4 protein-coding genes are annotated in these 4,480 nt (G+C 64.5%); 1 reads left to right on the top strand and 3 read right to left on the bottom strand.

Annotated features, from left to right (window positions below; translation table 11 throughout):
• The coding region (locus WBB85_RS09050) for a hypothetical protein (RefSeq protein WP_432638297.1) at positions 1–957 on the top strand (957 nt) is incomplete at its 5' end.
• Between the two features lie 3 nt (positions 958–960).
• On the opposite strand, the gene WBB85_RS09045 is transcribed toward WBB85_RS09050, so the two are convergent.
• From WBB85_RS09045 to WBB85_RS09035, 3 genes are all read right to left on the bottom strand, one after another.
• The gene (locus WBB85_RS09045) at positions 961–2,523 is read right to left on the bottom strand and encodes a trimethylamine methyltransferase family protein (protein ID WP_432638296.1); all 1,563 of its coding nucleotides are present in this window, start codon (positions 2,521–2,523) and stop codon (positions 961–963) included.
• Between the two features lie 8 nt (positions 2,524–2,531).
• Positions 2,532–3,731, bottom strand: coding sequence for an aminomethyltransferase family protein (locus WBB85_RS09040; RefSeq protein ID WP_432638295.1), 1,200 nt, complete (start codon positions 3,729–3,731; stop codon positions 2,532–2,534).
• On the bottom strand, positions 3,728–4,480 hold a 753-nt coding region (locus WBB85_RS09035; RefSeq protein WP_432638294.1), incomplete at its 5' end, for a phytoene desaturase family protein. The genes WBB85_RS09040 and WBB85_RS09035, both read right to left, overlap by 4 nt.

Raw genomic sequence — 4,480 nt, 5'->3', positions numbered from 1 at the left:
CGCGGCAGTGTCGGCGCACGCAGCCTCTCCGTCGCCCGGATGGCCATCGGCGCGGGGCTGGCCTTTTTCCTGTTCCCGATCCTTTTCTGGCTTTTCTATCAGGGCGACAGCGTGCCCGCCCGCGCCTTCGGCTATATCGGTTTCTGGACCGCGGCGATCTTCATCGCGGCACTGACGCTTGCGTCCGGAGCGCTTGAACGGCTTGGCCCGACCCTGCTCCGCGCCGGACTGGTGACACTCGCACTGGTCAGCTTCATCCTTTCCATTTCGGTCAGCGCCTTCTGGTATGACAGCGCCCGGGTCGGCAAGCGCGATGAAGAACTGGCCCGCGCGATCTACACCCGGCTGGCTGCGACGCCCGGCTATGACGGCGGTTCGTTCCGGCTGGTCGGCAGCGCGAATATCAGTGGCCTTTCCTGGGGCACGCTTGCGGGCTGGTCGAGCATCCATGCCGGCAATCCGACCATCGGCCTGTTCCGCGAGATGTACGGGATGGCGGATTACACCGTCTCCCTTCCCGTGTCGCCCCGCGCCTGCAACGGTTTTCCGGCCGATGGCGCTACCTTCATCCACAACGGCACGACCTATCTCTGCCTTGAGGATTTCCCACCCTATCCCGAGGCAATGCGCTGTGCCGACATCGCCGACGCGCCGGGTGAGCGGATTTGTCTGCTGCCCAAGGCTTACATCCATATCGGCCCGTCTTGCCTGCCAACCGGCACCACCGACCCCGAACTCTCGGTCGCATTCCAACGCAAGGGCCGGGCCTATGCGCCGGTCCGGTCGTTCAGCGTAGCAAGTTTCACAGTTCCCATGCCGGACGGCTGCCACACGATCGCGCTTGCCCCCTCGCATCAGGATCTGGAGGCGATGACCCTGACCATGACCGCCCCTGACGGGGCGACGCTCTGGGAAGGGCGGATCACGCCCGCCGATCTCAGCCCCTACGCGCTCTGACCCTTAAGCGGGCCGCATCGCGCTTATCGGCAGCCGGATCGGGAACCTGTCGCGGATCGCCCGGTCAATCTCGGGCGAAAGGGCCTCCGGGAAATGTGTTGCCAGCAATTCCCCTGCCCGTTCGCGCGCCCGCTCGGCCATCGTCGTTGACCCATCCGCGCCCCAGACCGCGACCGAGGACCTGTCGGCGACCGCGGGATAGACATATTCCGTCTCCATGCTCTTCAGCGTATCAGCCGCCCCCAGATAATGCCCCTCACCCATGACAGCCGCCTTGATCGCGTCAATCGAAAGCGTTTCCTCCGTCACCTCGATCCCGCGCACCACCCGCTGCGCCATGCCGAGCATGTCATTGTCGATCACCATCGCCTCATAACTCACGCCCATCAGGCTCGCCATCATGCCCGCAGATTCCAGCACCCTGTTGGCCCCGGCAAGACCGGCCACGACCGAGGCGATGCCCTTTTCGTAACCCATCTGTGCGTCGGGCATCTTGGCGTCGGACATGGAGGCGGCAACCGTCGTCGGCACGTCATAGAACCGTCCGATCTGGGCGATGGCCGCCATCGACACCGCGACCTCGGCCGATCCGCCCGCGAAGGCGCCGCTGCGCAGATCAACGGCAAAGGGCCAGGCGGCGAAGGACATCGGGCAGCCGGGATTGACCATGTTGACGACCGCAAGACAGGCCAAAGCCTCGGCCGTCACCTGCACCAGTGTGCCCGCCAGATAGGAGGGGGCCGTTGCACCCGCCTGCGGCGCAATGGCGATGTCGTTGACAAGGCCCAGGCGGCTTGTCGCCACCAGCACATCGAGGTTTTCCTGCGCGAAGCGCAAGGGTGAGACGATGGGACAACCGCCGAACGACACGAATGGCCGGTCGCGGAACGCGGCCTCGGATCCAGCGACCATGGCATAAAGCTCCATCGCGGCGGGGATGGATTTCACGGTGTTGAACGTATGTTCGACCGGTTTCCTTGTGCCTGACAAAACCGCGTAGACCACGTTGATATCGTGTTCAAAAAGGTCCTCGATCTCGGTCGGGACCACCATCTGCCCGTATTGGTGGATGTTGGGCAGCGCATCGGCCACCCGGGCAGTGTCATAGACATCGCGCAGGGTCGAGGGCCGGTAGCTGCGGCTGTCATAGTCAAGGACCGACACCGCCTCGCCCGAGGTCGCGTAATGCACCCTGGACCCGCCCACCTCGATATCGGCATGGGCCGGATCGCGGGAAAAGATCGTGTAGCTGCGGGCGGCTTTTGCGATCAGATCCTCGACCAGCGCGCGGGGGAAGAGAAGCCGCCCTGTATCGGTGAACCGGCAGCCCCGCGCGGTGGCCAGTTCGATCACCTCATCGGTGGCCTGCCCGATGCCGGTATCAGACAGGATATCCAGCGCCGCATCATGGATGCGCTCCAGATCGCGGTCGGAGAGCGGATTGTAATGCCCGCCCTCGATCCCGGCCCAGACGGCCTTGCGGTCATCCTCGGGCGCTGCTTCACGCAAGGCAAGGCGGGCGGCACGGCCACCGGCGCGGGAACGGCGGGGGGATTGGTCACTCATGGCATACCTCAGAAATCAGCGGGCGGGGTGGCAGTGCGGCGCGGGCTGCGGAACAGCGCGCGGTCGACAATCACCGCCCGTTCCTTCCGCCGCTGCCAGATCAGTTCACGTTGCAGATAGATCTCGACCGACAGGTCGCGACCGTCGTTACAATAGGGCGTATCCACCCAGGCATAAGCGATGTTGCGCTTCAGCGTCGGCGACCAGAGGGCAGAGGTGACAAAGCCCACTTCCTTCTTGCCCCTATGGTAGACAATAGCGTGGTGCGCGGGCTTGTCGCGGCTGATTTCCAGCGTCACCAGCTTGCGTTTGGGGCGGAGATTCGACAGGCGCAAAAGCGCGCGGCGGCCGTTGAAATGCGGTTTGGAAAGATCAACCAGCCAGTCCAGCCCCAGCTCATAGGGATTACGCGACCTGCCCGGCCTGAGATGGGTCTGGGACGATATGAAATCGACCCGCGGCAAGAGGAACCCTGCCTCGATCCGCGCCATGTCGAGCGCTTCAAAGCCAATGACCCTGATCCCGCGCAGATGGCCGGCCTGCATCATGTGGTCCCAGAGCATGAGAGCATCCCCGGGCGCCATCCACAGCTCATAGCCAAGATCGCCGGTAAAGCCGGTGCGGGATACGGTCACTGATTTAGCTTTGACCTTGAACTCCATGATATCGAAGGGTTTCATCCCCTCGACCCCCGTCAGCCCCATATCCTTCAGAACCGCGCAAGAGGTCGGCCCCTGAAGCGCCAGCCCCGCCACATCGGCGCTTTCATCGGCAAGCGACACATCGAAACCATGGGCCACATCCTCAAGCCAGGCCATCTGCGGTTCCTGACAGCAGAGGCGGAACGTTCCGTCGGCGAAACGAAAGACAGTGCCGTCATCGACCACATTGCCCTCTTCATCGCACCAGATGACATAGGCGACGCGACCGGGCCGCAGCTTGCGGATATCGCGGGTGACAAGGCGGTTGACCACTGCCTCGGCATCGGGCCCCGCGATACGGTATTTGTTCATCGGCGAGATATCGAAGACCGTCGCCTGATTGCGGATGGCGAAATACTCGAACTCGACCGTGTCGAGCACCGAGGGCGCGGCCACGCCCATCCAATTCATCCAGCCCTGCTGGACATTCAGCGGCGCGATGCGGTCGTGGAACGGGCCGGGGATCAGCCCCATCAGCGCCGGCTCGCGCAGCGTCCTGGCGGTCATGTTGCAGCCCTCCCATCCTTGATCGCCTGTCCGGCGGCGTTCCAGCCCGGCAGGCCGGTAATGTCGCCCCCGGGATGCGCGCCCGCGCCGCAGAGATAGAGGCCGCCGACCGGCATGCGGTACTGCGCAGCCCCGCCGAAGGGGCGCAGCATCAGCATCTGGTCGATCCGGAACTCGCCATGATGCCAGTGCCCGCCGGGCAACCCGTACTCTGCCTCGATATCGGCCGGGGTCATGATCGCCGCATCCATGATCAGACTGGCTGTCCCCGGCAGCGCATCGTCGAGCACGGCGCGCACCGACTGGTCCAACCGGTCGCGCGCCGCCTGCGTCCAGCCTTCCTTGAGCGTGCAGGGCACGAACTGGGCACTGACCGACAGCCTCTTCGCCACCGCATAATAGCTGCATTCAAGCACGGGCCGCGTCGGAAGTTCCTTATATTTTGCGGCATTGAACGCCGTTTCTAACACGCTCATTGCGGGCGCGACGATCAACCGTTCGGTCAGATCGCCCCCATCAAGTTGCGGCGCATCGGACAGAGTGTAGTCCAGCCGCGCCACCATGCCCTCGCTTGCCATAAGCCGCGCGCGCCGCACGTCCTCGGCATCCAGTTGGGCGCCCCCCAGAAGGTCGTTCAGCGTCCGGCGCGGATGGGCATTCGACAGGACCAGCCCGGCCCGGATTTCCTCACCTGAAGCCAGCCGCACGCCCGCCACCCGGTCGTCCCCTGCAAGGATGCGCTCCACCGC

Source organism: Albidovulum sp., from assembly GCF_049646345.1.
In the GTDB taxonomy this organism is placed as follows: Bacteria; Pseudomonadota; Alphaproteobacteria; order Rhodobacterales; family Rhodobacteraceae; genus Albidovulum.
This window is presented reverse-complemented; position numbering and strand designations above follow the sequence as displayed.